Below are 16,839 nucleotides of genomic sequence, written 5' to 3'. Positions count from 1 at the left end.
AGACTACGGCGCGGATGAGTCCACGACGATCGTGACGGGTCCGTCGGCAACGCTCTCGATCTCAATGTGGGCGCCGAACTGGCCCGTCGCGACCGTCAGGCCGCGGGCACGCAGCGCCGAGACAACCTGTGCCACAACGGGTTCGGCAACATCTCCGGGGGCCGCCGCGTTCCACGATGGGCGGCGGCCCTTGCGGGTGTCGGCGAGCAGGGTGAACTGGCTGACGACGAGCACCGGCGCACCGGCGTCAGTCACGGACTGCTCGCCCTCGAGCAGACGCAGGTCCGCCACCTTGCGGGCGATGAACTCGACCTCGGCCGGGCCGTCGTCATGACCGACCCCGACGAGGACGAACAGACCGGACCGGGTGATCTCACCAACGGTCTCGCCGTCGACGACGACGGCGGCCCGTCGGACTCGCTGGATGACTGCTCTCACTCAGATGCCCACGGCGACAACGGATCCCACGGGCTCACCGTGCCCCAGGATCGGCGCGTCCTCGAGGGCTTGGAGCGCACCGGTCTCGACGCCGAGGCGACGCAGCACCGCGGCGAGGATGACCGTCCGGGCCCGCTGGCCTCCGTCAGCCACCTTGAGAGCGATGCCGCGTCCGTCAGCCAGCCCCACGGCATACACGGCTTCTGCTCCGTCCTTGGCGATCGCTCCGGGAGTGCGCTGAATGAACGTCGTGACGTCGCGACCCGTGCCACCGAGGAACTCGGGGTGGCTGCGGATCGCGTCGGCGACACGTGCCTCGTCCGTGCCGGGGGCAGCGCTGGCGACGCGGCCGAAGGCCCGCGCCAGGCCGGCGAGTGAGACGGCCATGACTGGTGCGCCGCAGCCATCGATGGCGGTTGCCGCGATCGGCTCCCCCGCGAGGTCCGCAAGCGTCTCGTCGCAGGCGCGCTGCAGCGGGTGGTCGATCTCGAGGTATGCCGTGTGGTCCCACCCGGAGGCGACGCACGTCGCGAGCATGCCCGAGTGCTTGCCCGAACAGTTCTGGGCGAGCGACTCCTTGTCGTGGCCGGCGCGGATCCAGTCGAGCCTGGCCGCGTCGTCGATCGGGTAGTCCGGGGTGTTCTGCAGGTCGGCGACGGTGAGTCCGGCGCCGCCCAGGATCTCGAGCACAGCGTCGAGGTGGAACGGCTCACCCGAGTGGCTGGCGCTCACGAGGGCCAGATGGTGGGGAGCGACGTCGAGGCCGCTGCGCACCATGGCGAGGGCCTGGATCGGCTTGTTGGAGGACCGCGGGAAGACCGGGTCCGTGGCATTGCCGAGTTCCAGCTCGACCGAACCATCGGCCGCGGTGACGGCGACGCTGGCTCGGTGGACGGATTCGACAAAGCCGCCCCGGATCGCTTGCGCGAGAACCGGGGCGGCGTCGAGGACTGCAGGGGTGCGGGAGGTCTGGGGGATGCTCACGCGTCCCAGACTAGGTCCGCGGAGTATTGCGTCAGTTGCCGACCTTGTCAGCAGCCTTGGCGGTCGCCTTCGTGGTGGAGGCGGCGGCCTTCTTGGCGCTGGTGGTGGTGGCCTTGGCCGACGTGGTGGTGCGCTTGGCGGCGTTGGTCGCCGTCGTGCTGGTGCGCTTGGCGGCGGTGCGGGTGCGCTTCGCTGCAGCCTTGACCTCGGTCGCGGCGACGTCGGCGTTGTTGTCGACGGTCTCGACGAGGGTCTCGGCGACCTTGACGGCCTCCTTGCGACCGGTCGTGAAGGTGGCGAGGGCCGAGCTGCGGACGTCGAGGACGGCCTTGCGGGCGGTCGTGACGGCACCCTTGCCGAGGCTGAGGGTGGTCTCGGCCTGGGCGACGAGGTCCTTGGTGGCCTTCTGGTTCTTGATGCGGGTGACGAGCTTCTCGCCACGGACCGCGAGGTCCTCGTAGCTCTTGGTGACCTGGTCGGCCGTGGCGACACCCTGGTTGAGGGCCTTGGTCGGGAGCGCCTTGACGTCCTCGATCACGGTCTCGGCGCGCTTCTGGACGGCGGTCGGGGCCAGGTCGGCCTTGAGCTCGGTGCGAACCTTGTCGGCGCGGACACGGGCGTCACGGGCACGCTCCACGGCGAGGTCGGTGGCGCCGACGACGGCGAACAGCGGGGTGGCAGGGCTCTTGGTGGCTGTCTTCGTGGTCATGTTCACTCCTGGTGAATTGGGTGGTGAGGTTGTGGGTGGTGCGAAGGAAGGGGTACGTCTGGGTCAGCGCTTGGGGTCCGCGCCGATGAAGGACTCATAGACGTCGAGGAGGGTCGCTCGTTGACGGTCGGTGAGATTCGGGTCGGCGGCGATGGCGTCCCGGACGGTGGTGGTGCTGGTGGACTCGGCCACGGGCTGCTCGTCGAGGATCCCGGCCTTGACGTAGAGCGTCTCGGCCGACACCTCCAGCCCCTTGGCCAGCTGCTGCAGGATCTCGGCGCTCGGGCGCTTGAGGCCGCGCTCCAGCTGGGAGAGATAGGGGTTCGAGATCCCGGCGAGCTCGGAGAGCTGACGCAACGACAGACGGTGCGACAGACGCTGCTCACGCAGGTAGTCGCCCAGTCCGGCGAGGTCGTTCAGCGGGTTCCGGCTCATGGATCCAGTGTGCTTGCTCTAGTTAGCAAAATGCAAACCGGGGCAAGCGTGATGGTGAACACTTGCCCTCGACTTCGTGCCCGAGACGGACAGGAGGAGCCGAGCGACGGGTGTCCGTCTCGGGCACGAAGTCGAACTGAGGACTGAGACGGGGTATGCCGTGTGCTTGGGTTTGACATAACCTTGCCTTATGTCTGCGCGCGAGCTCCTCACCTTCCCCAACCCGGTCAACGAGAAGGCGGCCCGGTCGGTGGCTGGTGGCGTCGTCGTCCTCGCACTGCTCACCCTGCTCACCCAGTGGTGGTGGCTGGCTGCGCTCCTCGCGGTCGGGTTCGCCCTGCGCGTGGCCGGCGGACCGCGTTACAGCCCGCTGGGACGCCTCGCCGTCCACGTCATCGCTCCCCGCTTCGGGGAGGCGCGCCTCGTGCCGGGCCCGCCCAAGCGTTTCGCCCAGACGGTCGGCCTGCTGTTCAGTGGCGTCGCCGTGATCGCAGCCCTGGGCTTCGGCGCGACGACCTTCGCATCGGTCCTGCTCGCAGTCCTCGTCGTCTTCGCCCTGCTCGAGTCAGGACTGGGGTTCTGCGCGGGCTGCTGGGTGTTCGGTCACCTCATGCGCCTCGGCGTCATCCCGCAGGAGACCTGCGCAGCCTGCAACGACATCACCCTCCGCAACCCCGAGCGCGCCAACCAACCCGCCTGACTCACACCGACTTCGTGCCCCATACGGACATGCGAGCCCCGGCGAGCGTGTCCGTATGGGGCACGAAGTCGGGTTCTCAGGCGGGTCAGCGGGGCTTGATGCCGAGTAGTTCGCGGGCCGATGCCGTGGACATGGGCGGGCGTTGCATGGTGGTGGCCAGCTCGGCGGCGCGGGCGACCAGCTCGGAGTTCTGCTGCACCTGCTGACCTCGCGCAAAGACGATGTTGTCCTCCATGCCGACGCGCAGGTGTCCACCGGCCGACAATGCCGCAGCCAGGACGGGCAGGTGGGTACGGCCGATCCCCGTCGCCGACCACGACGTCACCGCGTCGGGCAGCATCGCGACGCCAGCCATGAGGGCTGCGGCAGTCCCCGGCATCGCGCCCGGCACACCCAGGACGAAGTCGACGTGGACCTTGCCGCCGAACGGCAGCCCGTGGGTGTCGAGGAGCCGCTGCAACGCGTGGACATGGCCCAGCTCGAAGAGTTCGAACTCGGGCACCACCTCGCACTCCTGCGCCTGCACATAGAGGTCGGACATGAAGCCCCACGGGTTGAGGAACACGTCGTCCCCGAAGTTCGTCGTGCCACACGTCAACGAGCACGAGTCGGGTTCGGCGTCGAGGACGGTGAGCCGCTGCTCGAGCGGGTCGTGCACGGAGCCGCCCGTGGAGAGCTGGACGATGAGGTCGGTCTCGGAGCGGATCGCGTCGACCGCAGCCTTGAGGTATCCACCGTCGAGTGTCGGACGGTGTTCGCCGTCGCGGATGTGCAGGTGAATCAAGGCAGCCCCCGCCGCCTCGCACGTGCGCGCCGTCTCGACGAGCTCGTCGAGGGTCGTGGGCAGCTGCGGCACATCGGCCTTCGCGTGCTCGGCCCCAGTGGGGGCAACGGTGATCAGGGTCGCGGACGATGCGGTGGCCATGGCCTCAGTCTGTCAGGAGGACCAGACCTGCCGGGACCCGGATCGCGCAGATCCTGCGGTCAATCAGCGTCCGACGATGACGGTTTGCGCTCCGGCGACCGTTCCGGCGACAAGATCGACATCCTCGGGGGTGTTGCGCTTGATGACGGCCAGGGCGATCGGACCGTCCTCGTGGTGTCGGGCCACGCTCGTGATCCGACCGACCTCGCGACCTTCCAGGACCAGCGGAGCCCCCGCCTCGGGCAGCAGGTGGCCCGAGCCGTCGAGGTGCAGGAAGACGATGCGTCGCGGGGGTCGGCCAAGGTTGTGGACGCGCGCGACGGTTTCCTGTCCGCGGTAGCAGCCCTTGTGCAGGTGCACGGCAGTGCGCAGCCAGTCGACCTCGTGCGCGATCGTGCGGTGGTCGGTCTCGAAGCCCAGTCGCGGACGCCAGGCAGCAACCCGCAACGCCTCCGCCGCCCAGATCCCGGCCAGGGGGCGGTCACCCACGGCGGCCTCGAGCCCGGCGCGAGGAACGATGAGCTCACGCCAGCGACGCGCCTCACCCGGGTGATCCGTCTCCGGCCCGTATGCCGCGGTGTCACCGACGAGGTTCGGCCACGGGTCGACCCACGCCAAGGGTTCGCCCTCGACACTGGCAGCCGTAAGCGGTTCTCCGAGAACGGCATACGCATCGGTGACGTCTGAAACCTCGACACGCAACATGAAGCGCATGGAGTCGAGCCAGGCCGCGAGCGCTGGCGCTGTGCCCGGCTCGACAGTGATCCACGTCGACTCGCCGTCGTCGACGATGTGCAGGGCGTGCTCGATGTGGCCCTTGGGTGAGAGCACGAGCGACTCGGTCGAGACCCGCGGCGCGAGACCGGTGAGCTGCTGCGTGGTGATCGAGTGCAACCAGGACAAGCGGTCGGGACCCGACACGCGCACGACCCCACGGTGGGAGAGGTCGACGACCGCGAGGCCCTCCTCGAGCAGCCGCTGCTCACGACCGGGGTCGCCGTAGTGCGCGGCCACTCCGGCGTCGAGTCCCTCACCCGCGACGGCACCGGGCCTGGTCAACAGGGGTGAGGTGGGACGGACGGTCGTCGTGTCGGTCATGACTGCTTCCTGCAGGTGCGGCAGAGGCCGTGGATGGCGGCGTGGGTGACGTCGGCCTCGAATCCAAGAGAACCGTCGAGCCGGGCCACGAATTCCTCGGCCACCTCGACAGGCGCCTCGTCCACGGAACCGCACTCACGGCACACGACATGGATGTGGGTGGCGTGGGTGGTGAGGTGATAGCTCGGGACGCGGTGGTCGACGTGGGTGTGGCTCACGAGGCCGAGCTCCTGGAGCGCCTCGAGGGAGCGGTAGACGGTCGACAGGGCCATCGGCGTCTCGGCCTTGGCGCAGACGGCGTCGACGATCTGCTCGGGCGTCGCGTGACCGAGCCGCTCGACCGCGTCGAGCACCTGCTGGCGCTGCGGCGTGAGCCGCCGGCCGGCAGCTCGCAGACGCGTGCCGAGATCACTCACACCACCAATGTATGCCGGTCGGCCGGCTGGCCCTCAGGCGCACCTACACTGGGCCGGGTGCTAGACGACTTCGCCGCCGAGGACACCCGTGCAGACCGCCAGGCTCACAGGAAGCCGCGCTGGGGGCGTCGGTTCCTCCTCGTCGTGGCCTCGTTCGTGGCCGTGACCCTCGTCGGCGCGGTCGGCTTCGTGGTCTTCCTCGACCGCAAGGCAGCGAGCAACATCACCCAGGAGGACCTCCTTCCCCCCAAGTCCACCCCGACGACGAAGGACGGCAAGCCCGTCCCGCTCAAGGGCGTGGGGCAGAACTACCTCATCGTCGGCGCGGACACGCGCCCCGGCGACGCGGGCCGAGCCGACGTCATCGTCCTCGCCCACGTGCCCGAGGACAAGAAATCCGTCCAGCTCATCCACTTCCCTCGCGACCTCTATGTCTCGATCCCGGGGCGCAAGAAGGACAAGATCAACGCGGCCTACGCCTACGGCGGGGCACCCCTGCTGGTGAGCACGCTCCAGGACCTCCTCGGCGTCAAGATCGACCACGTGGCCAAGACCGACTTCGAAGGCTTCCGCAGGATGACCGACGCCGTCGGTGGCGTGCGCGTCTATGCCGAGGAGGCCAGCAACGAGGGCGCCTTCCAGGTCCGCGAGGGCTGGAACAACTTCAATGGTGAGCAGGCCCTGGCCTTCGTGCGAGAGCGCCACGAACTCTCCGAGGGCGACATCTCGCGCGGCCGACGCCAGCAGGCGTTCATCAAGGCCCTGATGATCAAGACGCTCACCCCGTCGGTCATCGCCAACCCGATCACGCTCACGAAGTTCGTCAACGCAGCGACGAGCAACCTGGTCGTCGACAGCGCCCTCAATGTGGGAACGATGCGCAGCGAGGCGATCTCGCTGCGCAACCTCCGCAGCGGCGACATCGTCTTCATCACCGCACCCTTCACCGGCTTCGGAACCTCTCCGGAGGGCGGCGCCATCGACGTCGTCGACGAGGCCGGCATGGACGCTCTGGGCAAGGGCCTGCGCACCGACACGATGGACGACTACGCAGACGTGTCCGTCACGCCGTAAGGACCGGCCTGCCGGCAGCCGACCAGCCGGAAGGGGGAACGACTACTCGACGCGCTTGAGCTCGGCCGAGAGGTGTGAGGTCAGCGGCTGACCCATGGCGGCCATGTCCATGACCCACATGAGGTTGGAGTTCACGTAGCCGTACATCCGGTGCGCCGCGGTGTACTCCTTGGCGTGCGGGCTGCGCATGACGCCGTCGGTGCGGAGCTCGACCTTGGCCGGCTGGGCGTGCCCGGCATACATCTCCACGAATCCCGTGGGGTGGGCGAGCAGCAGTTCGACGTTGGTGCCGTCCGGCGTCTCGGGCACGGGTCGCCAGAAGCCGACCTCGGTCGCGAGTGGGCGGACCTTCTCGCCCGCGTCGTCAAGGAGCCAGGACTGGCTGCGCCACTCGAGGAAGGGCCGGCCGTCATGGGCGCAGATGATCTCCTGGCCGAAGTTCGCCGACTCCATCGTGGGGTAGCCGACGACGCCGGCACCGACCCATTTGCCGATCAGCCAGGCGAGGGGCGCGAGCTCAGGCGGGAGGTCTGTGTCGAGATGGAAGGCCACGAGTGGGATCGTAGCCGTACCCCTGAGGAGGACCCATGGCCAATCCCTCGAGCATCCGACCGCTCGTCGTCAAGATCACCTGCGGCGCCGAAGCCCTCGAACGCCTCAACCAAGGCTTCACCGTTGCCGTCATCGCCGTCACCGCCGGCACCGAGGTCAGCGTCTGGCTCAGCGGGGAGGCCACGTGGATGGCTGTCGCCGGCCGCGCCGAGGAGCTCTCCCTCCCCCACGGCACCCCTCTCGCGGCCCTTCGTGACGCCCTGCTCGCCGGCGCCACCGTCACGGTCTGCGGCCAGTGCGCGGCCCGCCGTGACCTCTCGCCCGACGACCTGCTGGAGGGCGCGACGATCAGGGGCGCCGCGGCATACGTCGAGGAAATCCTGCGACCGGACGCGCAGGCGATCGTCTACTGACGCATCCCGGACTGCGTATGCCGTGTGGTCCGTCAGCCGACGATGAGTCGCGACAGCAGGTAGACCGGAACGGCAGTCACGAGGACCGAGGCCGCCGCGGCCGTGATCTGGCCGCGCATCCCGCGAATCGGCGAAAGGGTGCACAGCGCACGTCGCGTCACGTGCGCCAGCACGCCGACCACCGCGCCGAGCAGAGCTCCAGAAGGCGCACCGACCACGTCGACGAACAGGCCGGCGACCCCTCCGGCGACGAGACCGATGGCACCTGCCGCCGCCACCATCCAAGGACGAGCCCTGGCCATCGGTGCACCGAGGTCGGCGATGGCGGACAGGGCGAGGGAGGCCGCCACGACCGCAACCACTTCACGACCACCGAACGTGCGACCGAGCGGGACGTAGGCCGCACCGATCGCGGCGATCGCGATGCCGGCTGCGCTCACCGCCAGGGACTGCGTGAGGCGGGGCCGACCGTCACGGCGCAGCAGTTGGTGCAGGAACATCGCGAGCATGGCGACGGCCACGACGACAGGGACATGCCGCAGGAAGGGCTCCTCCGAGGTCACTGCGACGGCCACAGGAGCGAGCACGCCGGCCAGGCCGATGGCGAGCGACGAGCCGAACTTGCTCGACGAACCCAGCAGCTCGGGCCAGCCCCAGGCGAGCACGAGGCCGCCCCAGGCGATCGCCGCAGCGCCGAGAGCCTGGTCAGCTGCGGTTGCCAGAGCCAGCAGCACCGCGAACACCGCCGTGGCCAGGACCAGGATCACCCGGCGCTCCGTGGCGATCGGCGGCAGGATCGGGTTGCGGCGGCGATCCTCCCGCGCCGCACGCCGGGCAGCACGCGACTCGTTCACTGGTTCGTTCACCGGGTCACTCACGGGGTCACTCACGGGCTCCGTCGCATCCACGATCGGCATCCTGCCATCAGTCATGCGGTCAGCCACCGGCGAACGGGGGGAGCACTTCGACGACCTTGTCCAGCCCGACTTCGGCGTCACGACCGACGGAGCGCCCGTCGAGGAGGACCGAACAGACGGCGACGACGTCGCGAAGGGCCGGGTGCGCCGCGACCGCAGCGTCAAGGACGTCGCCGACGCGCGGTCCCGCCTCGAACGTCTCCTCGGTCACCCCTGCTGCCGCTCGGGCACCGGCCCAATAACGCAGTGTCACCGGTCTCATGCCCCGGTGAGAGCCGTCGGTCGCGGTCATGTCCACCTATTCTGTGCTGGATGGCCCAACTCCTGCTGCTGACGAACGCCTTGGCGCCGAGCGCCGAGGTGCTGCCAGCTCTGGGCCTGCTCAGCCACCATGTTCGCATCCTCCCGGCCGAGCCGACCGCCCTCATCGACGCTCCGCCCGCTGACGCAGTGCTCGTCGACGCCCGTCGCGAGCTCGCGATGGCTCGTTCGCTGTGCCGCGTCATCCGCACGACCGGGCTGTCCGCGCCCCTGTTTGCCGTGCTCACCGAGGGTGGGCTCGCGGGCCTGACCCCTGAGTGGGGCATCGACGACGTGCTGCTCGACAGTGCCGGGCCGGCCGAGGTCGAGGCCCGGCTGCGGCTCGCCATTGCTCGCGGCCTGGAGGGCGACCCGGGCGACGACGACGTGCGGATCACCGCTGGCGTCCTCGTCATCGATGAGGCGACCTACTCGGTCAAGCTGCGCGGAAAGGCCCTCGACCTCACCTACAAGGAGTTCGAGCTCCTCAAATACCTCGCGCAGCACCCGGGGCGCGTCTTCACCCGCGCCCAGCTGCTGCAGGAGGTCTGGGGTTACGACTACTTCGGTGGCACCCGCACCGTCGACGTCCACGTCCGCCGGCTGCGCGCCAAGCTGGGCTCCGACCACGAGACGCTCATCGGCACGGTTCGCAACGTCGGCTACCGGTTCGTTCCCGAAGAGGCCGAAGCCGCTGCCGAGGCCGAGATCGCGTCCTCGTGACCTCCGTGCACCTCGACACGTCGTCGCACCTGGACGCGACAGCGGCTGCTGACGTCCTCGCGTTGGCTGGGCGGGCGGCTGACGCCGATGGCGTCGACGCGATCTCGGAGGCCTTTCGTCTCGCTCTCACCTCCGCTCGTGCCGAGGTCTCACACGTTGCGGCGTATGCCGCCCAGTCCCGTCTCGTGGGCTACGCGGCTCTCGATGCGGCCGGGTCCGCAGAACTGGTGGTCGATCCTGATGCCCGCCGGCAGGGCGTGGGTCGGGCGTTGGTGCGGACCTTGTTCGCCTCGCAACAGGTGGCGAAGGGCGTGTGGGCTCACGGGGATCTGCCCGCAGCCCGGGCCTTGGCTGCGGCCGAAGGTCTGGTGTCGACCCGCGAACTTCATGTGATGGCGCGCGTCGTTGCGCCCGGCGACGATGTCGATCCCGTTCTGCCAGAGGGCTTTTCGGTGCGGGCGTTTGAGCCGGGGCGTGATGAGCAGGCGTGGTTGGAGGTCAACGGCCTGGCGTTTGCGAGTCACCCGGAGCAGGGTTCGATCACGCTGCAGGACCTGCAGGACCGCATGGCCCAGGACTGGTTCGACCCCGCAGGTCTCCTGCTTGTCGAGGACACCACTGTGACCGCGGCCGACGGCAATCACCCCCTCGCGGCGTCCCACTGGACCAAAAGGGAACCTGGCTCAAGCACGGGCGAGGTCTACGTCGTAGGCGTGCACCCGGCATACCAAGGACGTGGTCTTGCGGGACCGCTCACGGGACTGGGTACGGCCCACCTCGCCCGTCAGGGCGTCGACGCGATCGACCTCTATGTCGACGGTGACAACACGCGTGCCCTCGCGACCTATCGGCGCGCGGGCTTCGAGGACGCGGCCATCCACGTCGTCTACGGACGTCCCTCCGCGCCGTAGAGTGGCCCGGTCCACCGAGGAACCCGCAGGGAGAGCACGTGACCGACACCCGCCCCGAGGGCGCCGGAGTAGATCCCGAAGGCGCCACCCCGCCCAGTGGCACGGGTGACAACAGCGTCGCCCGCAACAGCGCGATCATGGCGATGGGGACGTTCGGCTCACGCATCCTCGGCTTCGTCCGGATGGCCCTGCTCACCGGGGTCGTCGGCGCGGCGCTGGCCTCGGACTCCTACACCGTGGCGAACTCCCTGCCCACGCAGATCTACGTCCTCATCAACGGTGGCCTGTTGTCGGCCCTGCTGATCCCCCAGATCACCAAGGCGATGCTGCGCAAGGACGGCGGCCAGGACTTCAGCGACCGGCTCATCACCGCATGCTTCCTCGTGCTGGGGGTGAGCACGATTGCGTGTCTGGCTGCGGCCCCGTGGATCGTGCGCCTGCTCAGCGACAACGACCGTCCGAACTACCTGTCGCTCACGACGACCATGGCCTACATCTGCCTGCCGCAGCTCTTCTTCTACGGGCTCTACTCGGTGCTCGGTCAGGTGCTCAACGCGCGTGGGCACTTCGTGGCCTACGCTTGGGCGCCCGCGTGGGCGAACGTCGTGCAGATCATCGGCCTGACCTGGTTCATCATTCAATGGGGCAAGCAGCCGACGGTGGACACCTGGACTCCGGCGATGATCTGGCTGCTTGGTGGCACGACGACCCTGGGCATTGTGGTGCAGGGCGTCTGCCTCGTCGCCCCTCTGCTGCGATCAGGGTTCGCCTACAGGCCTCGTTTCGGGTGGCGTGGATACGGCTTCGGCGAGATGTCGCGCATGGGCATGTGGACGATCGCGGCGTTGCTGGTGTCGCAGGCGTACGGCTTCCTGAGCACCTACACCTACAGCACAGGCTCGAGCAGGGCCGACAACGTGGCCGGCAATGGCGCGCAGGGGTACGCCTACACGTTCTACATGCTCCCCCACTCGATCATCACCATCTCGATCATCACCGCGATGTTCCCCGCCATGTCGCGCGCCCACGAGCAGGGCGATCTCGCGGCGATGCGTCGGTGGCTGGTCCACGGACTGACCGCTCCGGCGGTGCTGGTCCTCCCCGCCTCGGCCGCGCTCATCGCCCTCGGTCGGCCGCTCGTCTCGACCCTGCTGCCCGGGACGGACTACATCCCCAGCAAGGGGATCGACCAAGCGCGGGACATCGCGCTCATCCTCGCCGTCAGTGCCGTGGGAAGCGTTCCGTTCGGCATCACGGCGCTCAAGCAGCGCTACTGCTTCGCACGTGGCGACGGGAAGATGAACTTCTGGACGGTCGTGCTGCTCATGGCAGGCAACGCCCTGGGCTGTGTCGTGGCGCTGCTGTGGACCGCGCCGCAGTACGTCGTCGCGGTCGTCGCGGGTGGTGCGAGCATCTCGAACTTCATTGCGGCGGGCGCGTTCCTCCTCATCGCCCGGAGCCAGCTCGGCGGACTCAACCTCGCGACGGTGGCCCGGATGTGGACCCGTCTCACGGTCGCCGCGACGATCTCCGGCGTCGCGGGGTGGGGGGTCGCCGCCCTCATCGCCGACCCCGGGAGCCCCTGGCTGTCACAGTTCCTCGCGCTGGCTTGTGGCGGAATCGCGTTGGCGGTCGTGTTCTATGGCTTCGCCAGGCTCATGAAGATCCGTGAGGTCGACGAGATGCTCGCGCCCATCCTCCGCCGCCTCCCTGGCCGCGCCTGACCTCATCTCCCCTGGCCCCACCCGCCTTCTTGCGCAAAAGCCACACGTAACCGGGGTTTCGACCCGGATGAAGTCGCTCCAGCGCAATAAGACCTCAGGGGCGGGGGAGGTCGGAGTCGGCGGCCTCGCCGCCGGGGTGGAACGCTGCCTCGGGGTCGTAGTACTGGTGGAACTTGCGGTCATAGCTCACGCCGGCGGCGAGGATCTTGGCCCACCGCACCGGGTGCTTCTCGGCCTTGTAGTGCATCGGGTTGCGCAGCCCACCGGCCTTGATGACGCGCTGGACCCGCGCCCACAGCTCGGGGTGACCCGCGAGCGCCCACTTGATGGTCCGCACCGGCACCACTGAGTAGACAGTCTCGGTGTCGGCCTCGATGAGCTCGAACTCGTCGGGAAGGTTGTCGTGGACGTACTCGTCGACGTACCAGGTGATGGCGTTGAAGCCCGTCCCCGTGACGTAGTAGTTCGAGCGCCCGAGCCGAGGGTTGAGCTCGAAGAACTTGCTCTTGCCGTCGCGCGGGTCGTACTTGAGGTCGAAGTTCGCGTAGCCCACCCACTTGAGCTCAGCGAGCAACCGCACGGCCTCGTCGACGATCTCGCGGTTCTGGCCGGTGAGGATCGCCGCCGGCACCCCGATGAGTCCGGGCGAGTGCTCCTCGATCAGCGTCCGGCCGTAGGACGCGAAGCGCACCTGCGAGTTCCTGTCGCAGTAGCAGGTGAGGATCCGCATCCCCGTGTCGTCGCCGGGGATCATGTCCTGGAGGATCAGCTTGGCGCGGTAGCCGGACGCGTGGATCCGGTCGAGAAGGTCACGCAGCTCGTCAGCGGACGCGACCTCGTGCACCTTGGCCTGGCCCTCGAACGTCACCGTGTTCCAGGCGCGCGGGGCCGTTGGCTTGAGAATCAGCGGATAGCCCTCTGCCGGAACCTTGATCGCGTATGCCGTTCCGTCGCCTTCGTCGGACAGGTCGATGATCGTCGTGGTCGGGATGGAGACCCCCGCCGCCGCGGCAGCCTGCTCGAAGGTGTGCTTGCGGGTCGCCCTCTCCAGGATCTCGGCGCGGACGTACGGCACCTTCCACGACTCGTCGAGCTGGTCGCGCATGGCGTCGATGACGTCGACGAGCGAATCCGACGTCGCGAGAAGGATCTTGGGCTGCGACAGCTCCGCGAACGGCGAGCCCTCGAGGGTCGCAGCAAGGACGTCGGCGTCGTGGGCGTCGGGGCAGCCGACGACCTCAAGGATCGCCGAGTTGTCGACGACCCACGAGGACGCGCCGGTGACGACGAGCGACTTCACGCCGTACGCCTCATGGAACGCGCGCACGAGCGAGTACCCGCCGACATGGGCCCCGACGATCACGGGCACGAACGGCTGGTCCGCGATGGACGCAAACTTGTTGTCGGACAACGGGATTCGCCTCTCAGCGGCGCTTGTAGACGCGGACGGCAAGGTCGATGAGCCGACCGGAAAGGGGACGGAGCTGCTTGGTGAACTCACCGGCATACTCGCGTCGTTCCGGGTTCCACTGGCGCTTGAACTCCTCGAGTCCCTCGGACGCGTCGATGCCACCGAAGTCGAACGTCGTGACGCCCTTGGCCGCAGCGTCCTGCATGATCTGCCAGACCATGAGGTAGTTCGGGCGCAGGTTGCGGTGCTCGTCGGACGACGCGGCGTACAGGTAGGAACCGCGCGTGCCGCAGGTCGCGAAGACGGAGCCGGCCAAGTACTGGCCGTCAGGGTGCTGGGCGTGCGAAGCCTCGAACTGCGCCGCCGAGCCCTCGTTCTTCTCGATGCTCTCCTCGAGACCTGCGACCTGGCGGTCGGCCTTCTCGGAGGGGTACTTCTCTCGCTTGGCCGATGCCTTCTCGAGCTGACCGCGCAGGTCCTCCAGCTTGGTGCGCGCCGACTCGGCGGCGGCGCCGTGGTCGAGCTTGACGAGCGAGATGACGATGTCGTCGGTGGGCGAGAGCACGTCGTAGAGGGTGGTGAAGTACTCCATGCTGCGGATGCCGAAGCCGTCGCGCGCGCCGGTCGTCTTCATGAGCTCGTAGAACGCGGGGATCTTGTCGCGACCGACCGACTCGTAGACCAGGCCGGACTTCTCGGCCTTGCGGATCGACTGCCGCGTGCCCTGCGTGAGGTCCTTGTGCAGGGCCTCGAGGTCGCTGATGTCGGTGACCATGCGCAGCGCCGGCTGGGCGAGCGTCTTGGCCGCGTCGTCGCCCGGGTCGGTGCGGGTGAAGCCACGCGACTCGAGGGCCGGCCGGATGTCGGGGTTGTCGATGCGGACGGCCGGGTCGACGCGAAGCAGGACGCCTCGGCTCTCCTTGGCAACCCGCGTGACCTCGGCGAGCAGCGCGTCGACGCTCTCGGCGTCGGACCAGTCGACGACGAACCCACGCGGGCAATAGGCCAGCGCCATGGGCACGACCGGAGTGCGCCGGAAGAGGATCAGCGCGGCGCCGGTGATTTCGTCGGCGCCGTCGGCTCCGGCACCCTTGCGACCCACGGCGACGGTGCGCCAGGTCCAGCCGGTGTGCTCCTTCTCCTTGCCCCACGGCGTCGTCTGCATGAGGTGCCCGTTGGGGTGGTCACGAACGAAGTCGTCGTGCTCACGCTCGGTGAGGGACAGGGCCGACAGTGCCACGAAGCTCCTTGGTAGGGGTCGTCAGGGATCGCCCCGGAGTCTATCCGCCGGGCTCTTGATCATCGGTCGGCGTCAGACCCACGCGTCGCCGTCGCGTCGCCTCGCGGCTCTCTTTCGGCCGTCGTAGCCAGATGACCAGGAAGGCGATTTCGAGCACGCCCACGCCAGAGAAGATCAAGACAAGGACGTGGCTCTCCGGCCTTGGTCCTCCAGTCAGCCAGCGGATGACAAAGAATAGACACACGATCGGAAGGGCCAACAGCCCTTGGATGGACCAAGAGACAGCGTCGAAGTAGCGGCGGCGTGGGCGCTCCATCCACTCGGTCACTCGCTGTCTGGGCCTCACGGCGACCAGGTCCAGGGGTCGAGGCGCGCGACGCCGAGGGGCTCGAAGTGGCGGACGTTGCGGGTGACGACGGTGAACTCCCGAGCCTGCGCCACCGCAGCGATCAGGGCATCGTCCAGCGGAGCATGCTCTGGCACGCGGTAGGTCGCCAGAATCCGCGCTGCGGCCACGTCGAAGGGCAGCACACGATCCGCGAAAGCCGGCAGGACTCGCTCCTCGAACCACCGACGCAGAACCTCACCTTGAGCAGCGTCGGAGCGTTCCCGGCCCGCGACTCCACGCTCGATCTCGCTGATCGTCATGGCGGTGACGAACTGCTCGGCGACAGGAACCGAGACAGCCCACGCCTCAACCTCGGGATGGCGACCGCGCACCCGAAGCGCCGACACGACATTGGTGTCGAGGACGTAGCTCACAGGACGGCAGTGCGGGCCGTCAGGCCGAGCCGACCGGGCTCGAAGTCGATGCCCGCCCCCTCGTCGCCAGACAGCAGGTCCACGAGGGTGACAGGGTCGCGCTCCAAGGCGGCCGCAAGGACTTCACGCGCCTCAGCCTCCGCCGACCGGTGATGTTGCCGGGCACGCGCCTTGAGCGCGGCCTTCGTGCCCGCGGGAAGATTGCGGATCAGGATCTGCTCCATGACAACCACCTCCGATATCACCGACAGGATATCACTGTGCCCGCCGGTCTGTGAACCGGAAATCTCACGCATTCCCGGTTATAACCGGGACGATCCACGATTTCCGCGTCATCGGCGACGAGGGCGTGCGGGTTAGGCTCGAAGCGTGCGCAACGAACCAGTCGGCATCCTCGGCGGCGTGGGCCCGATGGCCACCGTCTACTTCATGCAGCGCGTCCTCGAGATGACCGACGCGGGCCGCGACCAGGACCACGTCGACATGCTCGTGTGGAACCACGCCAGCATTCCGGACCGGACGGCATACATCGTCGGAGACAGTGACGAGAGCCCCGGACCGGTGATGGCCGAGGACGCCCGCCAGCTCGAGCGCGCCGGCGCGAAGTTCATCGCCCTGCCGTGCAACACCGCCCAGGCCTTCCAGGACGAGGTCGCGGCCGCCGTCGACATCCCCGTCATCGACATCGTCGCCGTGACGGTCCAGGCCGCCCAGGCCGCGGTGCCCGGGCTGACGACACTGGGCATCCTCGCGACCGACGGCACGCTGCGCGCCGAGACCTATCACCGGGCGGCCGAGGCAGCCGGGCTCCAGCCCATCGTTCCCGACGACGTCGTCCAGAAGGACGTCATGTCGATGATCTATGACGGCGTCAAAGCGGGTATGCCGGTCGAGCGTGACCGCTTCGACGCTGCGGTCGCGCACCTGCGCGCCAAGGGTGCCGGCGCCATCGTGCTCGGCTGCACCGAGCTGTCCATCCTGCAGACCGACCTCAAGGTCGATGAGCCCGACGTCGTCGACTCGCTCGATGCGCTTGCGGCACGCACGGTGGTGCTCGCCGGCGGACGTCTGCGCTGACCCCGTGATGTCTTCTCCTGTTCACCTCGA

General features: G+C 68.6%; 21 protein-coding genes. 7 read left to right on the top strand and 14 right to left on the bottom strand.

Annotated features, from left to right (window positions below):
• Positions 1 to 3: 3 nt before the first annotated feature.
• From dtd to ACFQRE_RS05540, 4 genes are all read right to left on the bottom strand, one after another.
• Positions 4 to 438, bottom strand: coding sequence for a D-aminoacyl-tRNA deacylase (dtd, locus tag ACFQRE_RS05555; protein WP_380119771.1), 435 nt, complete (start codon positions 436 to 438; stop codon positions 4 to 6).
• Entirely contained in the window at positions 439 to 1,422 is a 984-nt protein-coding gene (locus ACFQRE_RS05550) for an asparaginase (protein ID WP_380119769.1), read from the bottom strand.
• Between the two features lie 31 nt (positions 1,423 to 1,453).
• Positions 1,454 to 2,131, bottom strand: a complete 678-nt coding sequence (locus ACFQRE_RS05545) for a hypothetical protein (protein ID WP_380119767.1) — start codon at positions 2,129 to 2,131, stop codon at positions 1,454 to 1,456.
• 63 nt (positions 2,132 to 2,194) lie between these two features.
• A complete protein-coding gene (locus ACFQRE_RS05540) occupies positions 2,195 to 2,566 on the bottom strand; it encodes a helix-turn-helix domain-containing protein (RefSeq protein WP_380119765.1) in 372 nt (123 codons plus the stop codon).
• A gap of 190 nt (positions 2,567 to 2,756) precedes the next feature.
• Between ACFQRE_RS05540 and ACFQRE_RS05535 the strand changes: the two genes are divergently transcribed.
• Complete coding sequence (locus ACFQRE_RS05535) at positions 2,757 to 3,266, top strand: DUF4395 domain-containing protein (protein ID WP_380119763.1); 510 nt, start codon at positions 2,757 to 2,759, stop codon at positions 3,264 to 3,266.
• An 85-nt stretch (positions 3,267 to 3,351) separates the two neighbouring features.
• On the opposite strand, the gene ACFQRE_RS05530 is transcribed toward ACFQRE_RS05535, so the two are convergent.
• The 3 genes from ACFQRE_RS05530 to ACFQRE_RS05520 form a co-directional block, all read right to left on the bottom strand.
• A complete protein-coding gene (locus ACFQRE_RS05530) occupies positions 3,352 to 4,191 on the bottom strand; it encodes a BKACE family enzyme (protein ID WP_380119761.1) in 840 nt (279 codons plus the stop codon).
• A 63-nt stretch (positions 4,192 to 4,254) separates the two neighbouring features.
• Complete coding sequence (gene ygfZ / locus ACFQRE_RS05525) at positions 4,255 to 5,289, bottom strand: CAF17-like 4Fe-4S cluster assembly/insertion protein YgfZ (protein WP_380119759.1); 1,035 nt, start codon at positions 5,287 to 5,289, stop codon at positions 4,255 to 4,257.
• Positions 5,286 to 5,705 carry a Fur family transcriptional regulator gene (locus ACFQRE_RS05520; RefSeq protein ID WP_380119757.1) on the bottom strand — a complete coding sequence of 140 codons (420 nt, stop codon included), beginning with the start codon at positions 5,703 to 5,705 and terminating at the stop codon, positions 5,286 to 5,288. The genes ygfZ and ACFQRE_RS05520 overlap by 4 nt, the downstream gene beginning before the upstream one ends.
• 57 nt (positions 5,706 to 5,762) lie before the next feature.
• Between ACFQRE_RS05520 and ACFQRE_RS05515 the strand changes: the two genes are divergently transcribed.
• The gene (locus ACFQRE_RS05515) at positions 5,763 to 6,779 is read left to right on the top strand and encodes an LCP family protein (protein WP_380119755.1); all 1,017 of its coding nucleotides are present in this window, start codon (positions 5,763 to 5,765) and stop codon (positions 6,777 to 6,779) included.
• 42 nt (positions 6,780 to 6,821) lie between these two features.
• Here ACFQRE_RS05515 and ACFQRE_RS05510 read toward each other — a convergent pair whose 3' ends face one another.
• A complete protein-coding gene (locus ACFQRE_RS05510) occupies positions 6,822 to 7,331 on the bottom strand; it encodes an FABP family protein (RefSeq protein ID WP_380119753.1) in 510 nt (169 codons plus the stop codon).
• 35 nt (positions 7,332 to 7,366) lie between these two features.
• Here ACFQRE_RS05510 and ACFQRE_RS05505 point away from each other — a divergent pair, with 35 nt between their 5' ends.
• Positions 7,367 to 7,744 (top strand): DsrE family protein, encoded by a 378-nt coding sequence (locus ACFQRE_RS05505; protein ID WP_380119751.1) that lies wholly within the window; start codon positions 7,367 to 7,369, stop codon positions 7,742 to 7,744.
• Positions 7,745 to 7,776: 32 nt separating this feature from the next.
• Here ACFQRE_RS05505 and ACFQRE_RS05500 read toward each other — a convergent pair whose 3' ends face one another.
• Together ACFQRE_RS05500 and ACFQRE_RS05495 are read right to left on the bottom strand one after the other, a co-directional pair.
• Entirely contained in the window at positions 7,777 to 8,676 is a 900-nt protein-coding gene (locus tag ACFQRE_RS05500) for a hypothetical protein (RefSeq protein ID WP_380119749.1), read from the bottom strand.
• A gap of 4 nt (positions 8,677 to 8,680) precedes the next feature.
• Positions 8,681 to 8,953, bottom strand: a complete 273-nt coding sequence (locus ACFQRE_RS05495) for a MoaD/ThiS family protein (RefSeq protein WP_380119747.1) — start codon at positions 8,951 to 8,953, stop codon at positions 8,681 to 8,683.
• Between the two features lie 20 nt (positions 8,954 to 8,973).
• On the opposite strand from ACFQRE_RS05495, the gene ACFQRE_RS05490 reads away from it, so the two are divergent.
• From ACFQRE_RS05490 to murJ, 3 genes are read left to right on the top strand one after another with little or no spacing between them, the layout of a single operon-like run.
• Entirely contained in the window at positions 8,974 to 9,684 is a 711-nt protein-coding gene (locus tag ACFQRE_RS05490) for a response regulator transcription factor (protein WP_380119745.1), read from the top strand.
• Positions 9,681 to 10,595: a mycothiol synthase gene (gene mshD, locus ACFQRE_RS05485; RefSeq protein WP_380119743.1), complete on the top strand. Its 915-nt coding sequence runs from the start codon at positions 9,681 to 9,683 to the stop codon at positions 10,593 to 10,595. The genes ACFQRE_RS05490 and mshD overlap by 4 nt, the downstream gene beginning before the upstream one ends.
• A 38-nt stretch (positions 10,596 to 10,633) precedes the next feature.
• Positions 10,634 to 12,319 carry a murein biosynthesis integral membrane protein MurJ gene (gene murJ, locus ACFQRE_RS05480; RefSeq protein ID WP_380119741.1) on the top strand — a complete coding sequence of 562 codons (1,686 nt, stop codon included), beginning with the start codon at positions 10,634 to 10,636 and terminating at the stop codon, positions 12,317 to 12,319.
• Positions 12,320 to 12,413: 94 nt separating this feature from the next.
• Here murJ and ACFQRE_RS05475 read toward each other — a convergent pair whose 3' ends face one another.
• The 4 genes from ACFQRE_RS05475 to ACFQRE_RS05460 all read right to left on the bottom strand — a co-directional run bounded on the left by ACFQRE_RS05475 (position 12,414) and on the right by ACFQRE_RS05460 (position 15,956).
• Entirely contained in the window at positions 12,414 to 13,730 is a 1,317-nt protein-coding gene (locus ACFQRE_RS05475; RefSeq protein ID WP_380119739.1) for a carboxylate--amine ligase, read from the bottom strand.
• Positions 13,731 to 13,743: 13 nt separating this feature from the next.
• Positions 13,744 to 14,970, bottom strand: coding sequence for a lipid II:glycine glycyltransferase FemX (locus ACFQRE_RS05470; RefSeq protein ID WP_380119737.1), 1,227 nt, complete (start codon positions 14,968 to 14,970; stop codon positions 13,744 to 13,746).
• 342 nt (positions 14,971 to 15,312) lie between these two features.
• On the bottom strand, positions 15,313 to 15,732 hold the full coding sequence (locus ACFQRE_RS05465) for a type II toxin-antitoxin system VapC family toxin (RefSeq protein WP_380119735.1): 420 nt from the start codon (positions 15,730 to 15,732) through the stop codon (positions 15,313 to 15,315).
• Complete coding sequence (locus ACFQRE_RS05460) at positions 15,729 to 15,956, bottom strand: FitA-like ribbon-helix-helix domain-containing protein (protein ID WP_380119733.1); 228 nt, start codon at positions 15,954 to 15,956, stop codon at positions 15,729 to 15,731. Before ACFQRE_RS05460 ends, ACFQRE_RS05465 begins: the two co-directional genes overlap by 4 nt.
• Positions 15,957 to 16,101: 145 nt before the next feature.
• Here ACFQRE_RS05460 and ACFQRE_RS05455 point away from each other — a divergent pair, with 145 nt between their 5' ends.
• On the top strand, positions 16,102 to 16,809 hold the full coding sequence (locus ACFQRE_RS05455; protein ID WP_380119731.1) for an aspartate/glutamate racemase family protein: 708 nt from the start codon (positions 16,102 to 16,104) through the stop codon (positions 16,807 to 16,809).
• Positions 16,810 to 16,839 lie beyond the last annotated feature (30 nt).

The sequence above is a fragment of the Knoellia pratensis genome, assembly GCF_042666395.1.
In the GTDB taxonomy this organism is placed as follows: domain Bacteria; phylum Actinomycetota; class Actinomycetes; order Actinomycetales; family Dermatophilaceae; genus Knoellia; species Knoellia pratensis.
The sequence above is the reverse complement of the archived record's forward strand: the minus strand, read 5'-3'. Positions and strand labels throughout refer to the sequence as shown.

Excerpts from the sequence above, each read along its gene's own strand:
- ACFQRE_RS05535 (WP_380119763.1), top strand. The coding sequence starts at position 2,757 with ATGTCTGCGCGCGAGCTCCTCACCTTCCCCAACCCGGTCAACGAGAAG.
- ACFQRE_RS05495 (WP_380119747.1), bottom strand. The coding sequence starts at position 8,953 with ATGACCGCGACCGACGGCTCTCACCGGGGCATGAGACCGGTGACACTG.
- ACFQRE_RS05540 (WP_380119765.1), bottom strand. The coding sequence starts at position 2,566 with ATGAGCCGGAACCCGCTGAACGACCTCGCCGGACTGGGCGACTACCTG.
- ACFQRE_RS05460 (WP_380119733.1), bottom strand. The coding sequence starts at position 15,956 with ATGGAGCAGATCCTGATCCGCAATCTTCCCGCGGGCACGAAGGCCGCG.
- ACFQRE_RS05500 (WP_380119749.1), bottom strand. The coding sequence starts at position 8,676 with ATGACTGATGGCAGGATGCCGATCGTGGATGCGACGGAGCCCGTGAGT.
- ACFQRE_RS05530 (WP_380119761.1), bottom strand. The coding sequence starts at position 4,191 with ATGGCCACCGCATCGTCCGCGACCCTGATCACCGTTGCCCCCACTGGG.
- ACFQRE_RS05490 (WP_380119745.1), top strand. The coding sequence starts at position 8,974 with ATGGCCCAACTCCTGCTGCTGACGAACGCCTTGGCGCCGAGCGCCGAG.
- ygfZ (WP_380119759.1), bottom strand. The coding sequence starts at position 5,289 with ATGACCGACACGACGACCGTCCGTCCCACCTCACCCCTGTTGACCAGG.
- ACFQRE_RS05505 (WP_380119751.1), top strand. The coding sequence starts at position 7,367 with ATGGCCAATCCCTCGAGCATCCGACCGCTCGTCGTCAAGATCACCTGC.
- ACFQRE_RS05545 (WP_380119767.1), bottom strand. The coding sequence starts at position 2,131 with ATGACCACGAAGACAGCCACCAAGAGCCCTGCCACCCCGCTGTTCGCC.